The sequence below is a fragment of the Protofrankia sp. CiP1_Cm_nod3 genome (genome assembly GCF_982290655.1).
Window position 1 is genome coordinate 18,797 of the sequence record NZ_CEVIVD010000083.1, and the last position, 3,981, is coordinate 22,777.

The window sequence follows — 3,981 nt, forward strand, 5'->3', positions numbered from 1 at the left end:
CGTAGCTCGCGGCAAAACGCAGACTCCCGGCCGCGAGCAGCGCGGCCACATAGGGCGCGAGCGGATGCCGGTGGCCGACCACGACGTTGTCGATCACCCCACGCTCGATCAGTGGCGTGATCGCGGCGAGCACGGTGGCCAGCACCGCCGCGCCGCAGGCCACGGCCGCGTTGCGCCGGTAGCGCAGGACACACCCGCCCAGCCGGCGCAGCCAGCCCGGCCCGGACGCCGGCTGGGCCGGCGGTGTCGGCTGGGCCGGCGGTGTCGGCTGGGCCGGCCCAGCCGGCTGGCCGGTTGAGCCCGGCGTCACGAGGCCGCCGTGATGGTCGGACGGGATGCTGTTCGCGCGAATCTCCCCGGATGGCTGGTCGGGTCGGGACAACCTTTAGCCCAACCATCCCGGGAGATCATCGCTTCCCGGCCGCACCTACCGTCCGGCCGGTGCCCCACGCCGCCGGCCGGACGAGCAGATGCGGCCGGCGGCGGTTGTCAGGAACGGATCGTCGGTGGCGGGCTGGCCGCCGCGCCGACGATGCCCGCGTCCGCCGGCGGCGGCGCGGTGGTCGCGGCCGTCACCGGCAGGGCGCTGCCCGCGACCCACCGATTCCAGGAGATCGACCACTCGTTGCCGAGCTGGGAGGTGTCCGGCGACCGGCCGGTGTTGCGCACATCGACGATGTCGCCCAGCCGGCTGAACCGGTAGAACCATTCGGCGTCCGCCGGCGACGCGTTCACGCAGCCGTGCGAGACGTTGTCCTGCCCCTGCGCGCCGACCGACCACGGCGCCGAGTGGACGTACTCACCGCCGCTGGTGAACTGCACGTTCCACTGGACGGTTTCGTAGTAGTAGTCCGGATCGCCCTTGGGAATACCGACCGTCGCGGAGTCCATAATCACCGTCTGGGCGGTGCCGAGGACGTTGTGCGGGCCGTCCATGGTCGGCGACGAGGGCTTGCCGAGACTGACCGCCATGGTCTTCTGCAGGACGCCGTTGCGATATACCTTCATCGTGTGGGTGGCGGCGTCGACATAACTGATCTGCGCCGGGCCGATGACGAAATCCATGGCCCGGTCCTTCACGCCGAAACGGCTGCCGCCGGCGTCCAGCCCGGCGAGATTCGCCTCGACGTGCACCTTGGTCCCCGCTTTCCAGTACTGCTGCGGGCGCCAACGCACGACCTGGTTCGACGCCCAGTTCCAGGCGCCGTTGACCGGCGGGTCGGTGGTGACCATCAGACGCTTCTGAACGGCCGCCCGGTCGGTGACCGCCGCGTTGAAGGTCAGTGTGATGGGTGTGCCGATACCGACGGCCTGCCCGGCGGCCGGTTCCCACGACACCTTGAAGGGTTTCGCCGGATTCACCGTGGTGAAGGTGGCCGCCGTGGTCGCGGTGCCCGCCACGCCGTTCGCGGGGACCGTCGTCGCCGACACCTGGTACTGCGTGTCCGCGAAGAGCCCGCCGGTGGACGTCCAGGTCCTGCCGTCCGCGGAGAGCTGGCCGGCCAGCTCACCGGCGGAGGTGTCCTGGGACTTGCTCGCCCCCCGCAGCACCTTCACCGACTGTAGCGGAGCGTTACCGCGCACCACCACGGTGCTGGTGAGCGCCACGCCCTGGGAGCGGTCCGCGGGCGTGATGGTGATCTGCGGTGCCGCCGCGGTCGGCGCGGCCAGGCCACCGGGGGCGGACGCCGAACCCGTCCCGTCCGTCCGCGGTGAGCACGAGGTCAGGGCGATACAGACGAGCAGCGCCGCGCCGACGGTCGATATGAGCGACCGTTGTGAGGAGGATATGCCGTGCGGGCGTGCTCCTCCTGCGCCACGCGTTCCCCCCGCGCCGGGCGGCCTGCGCACACCGTAAGGCCCCGAACGATGCGCCCGTCCGAAGAAGGTGTGGCAGCTGTCCTTGTCGTGGGTTCGGGCGCCTACTGGACCGGGCCCCACCCCACCGGCCGCGGAACGACAGACCGCCGCGGAACGACAGACCGGGATACGGCGGGCCGGGATACGAACCTGCCTCATTGACCGGCCCGTCCTGAGTGCCTCCCACTCATTCACAGCCGGACCGTACCCAGCGGCCGGGCCAGTGACGCATTGATCATTGAAATGGCCGGTGTCAAACGGACGACGATAACCATTTGTACAACGCGCGAATGCGGAGAGTAACCTTCTCCGCGAGTGCTTCATATCCCCTCCCTCATCGTCCCGTCCGACGCCTGAGTGCTTTCAGAGGTTGCGTCCGCTCGGCGACCGATTTGGCCGGACGAGACGCGAGGCGCCTCGTCCGCGCCGGGAAGTCACAACCAGTGACCCGGAGGCGGCGGGTAACGTCGCCCCGAGCGGGCGCGCCGGCCGGGCCGGCCGGGCCGGCCGACGGACCAGCCCGCAACAGCCCGACACGGAACAGCCCTACACGCGACAGTCCTAAGCACAACAGCGCGACACGCAACAGTTCGACACACAATAGTTCGACGCGGTAAAGACCCCGGACCGACGCAAGGGTCCGGCCCCCGACCACGGAGGCGCGATGGCAGTCGTTCTCGGCCCCAACAGGTACGGAAAAGCGGAGATCAGGCTCGTCCACATCGAGCGCTCGACACCGGTGCACCGGATCCGGGACATCAGCGTCACGTCGGCGCTGTGGGGCGACTTCACCAGCGCGCACGTCGACGGTGACAACAGTCACATCCTGGCCACCGACACCCAGAAGAACACCGTCCACGCGTTCGCCCGCACAGGCGGTGTCGGTGAGATCGAACAGTTCGGCCTGCGGCTCGCCCGGCACTTCACCACCGCCACCCCGTGGGTCACCGGCGCGCGGCTGGAGATCGCAGAATACGGCTGGCAACGGATCGAGGTGGACGGCCACGGGCACGACCACGCGTTCCTCCGCACCGGCGGCGAATACCGGACGGCGACGGTCACCGTCGACCGGGACACCGCGCATGTCGTTTCCGGGACAGCCGGCCTGGTCGTACTGAAGTCGACCGGTTCGGCATTCCGGGGATTCATCCGGGACAACTACACTACACTGGCCGGAACGGACGACCGCGTCCTGGCGACCGAAATCACCGCCCGCTGGCGCTGCACGAGCGCCGCCGTCGATTTCGGCACGTTGTTCCCGAGCATCCGGGCGACATTGCTCGAGACGTTTGCCCAGGTCCCCAGCAGCGCGCTGCAACAGACCCTGTACGCCATGGGACGAGAGGTCCTCGCCGCCCATGCCGAAGTGGCCGAAATCCGGCTGTCCATGCCGAACAGGCACCATTTCCCGGTCGACCTGACGCCCTTCGGGCTGGACAATCCCGACGTCGTCTTCCAGGTGGCCGACCGGCCATATGGAAAAATCGAGGGGACTGTCCTGCGGGACGACGTGCCCGCGGCGGAGTCAGCCTGGTAGACGTTCCCCGACGACGACGGCGGCCGGCCGGCTGCGCGTCATCCCGGCTGGTGGGCTCGGACTCGTGGTCACGAGGGAGCCGGGCGCGCCGCTGACAGCCGGAGGGGATCCCCGGCCGCGGCCGCCAGGCGCTGTGCGGCGCTGCCCCGGTTGACCGCGAGCGCCACCAGGCCCGCGGAGTCGACGTAGACGACAAGCTCGCCGGGAGCCACCGAGGCGAACGTGATCCCGAACACGGCCGTGGTCACCACGGTGCCCACGACGACGCGGAGCAGATGGCCGGGCCGCATCCCGGCCGAGGCCAGCAGGGCCGCGTCCGCGGCCACCTGCACGTTGCCGTAGGTGTCGACGGTGACCACCTCGGCCTCCACCTCGACCCCCACCGGCGCTGCCCCGCCGGTCACGCCCGGCTCTCCGGTGCGCACCTCCCCAGCGGCGGGGCCGACCCCGGCTGGACGGCCATCAACCAGGCTGGCGCCGCACGAACGAGCATCAGACGGACGGGCACCAGACGGACCCGGGGCCGCCGGGCGGGCACCGGACGGACGGGCACCGGACGGGCCCGGGTCCGTCTGGTGCCCGTC

4 protein-coding genes are annotated in these 3,981 nt (G+C 70.5%); 1 reads left to right on the forward strand and 3 read right to left on the reverse strand.

Features of this window, described 5'->3' with window-relative positions:
- Both AC5LUJ_RS15890 and AC5LUJ_RS15895 read right to left on the reverse strand, forming a co-directional pair.
- On the reverse strand, positions 1-310 hold a 310-nt coding region (locus AC5LUJ_RS15890), incomplete at its 3' end, for a hypothetical protein (RefSeq protein ID WP_493465187.1).
- A 179-nt stretch (positions 311-489) separates the two neighbouring features.
- Positions 490-1,851: a L,D-transpeptidase gene (locus AC5LUJ_RS15895; protein ID WP_493465188.1), complete on the reverse strand. Its 1,362-nt coding sequence runs from the start codon at positions 1,849-1,851 to the stop codon at positions 490-492.
- Positions 1,852-2,524: 673 nt separating this feature from the next.
- Here AC5LUJ_RS15895 and pucL point away from each other — a divergent pair.
- The gene (pucL, locus tag AC5LUJ_RS15900; protein WP_250290811.1) at positions 2,525-3,397 is read left to right on the forward strand and encodes a factor-independent urate hydroxylase; all 873 of its coding nucleotides are present in this window, start codon (positions 2,525-2,527) and stop codon (positions 3,395-3,397) included.
- 68 nt (positions 3,398-3,465) lie between these two features.
- Here pucL and AC5LUJ_RS15905 read toward each other — a convergent pair whose 3' ends face one another.
- Positions 3,466-3,801: an SAM hydroxide adenosyltransferase gene (locus tag AC5LUJ_RS15905; protein WP_493465189.1), complete on the reverse strand. Its 336-nt coding sequence runs from the start codon at positions 3,799-3,801 to the stop codon at positions 3,466-3,468.
- Between the last annotated feature and the right edge of the window lie 180 nt (positions 3,802-3,981).

Bases quoted from the DNA above. Each gene is read 5' to 3' on its own strand.
- pucL (WP_250290811.1), top strand. From the start codon at position 2,525: ATGGCAGTCGTTCTCGGCCCCAACAGGTACGGAAAAGCGGAGATCAGG.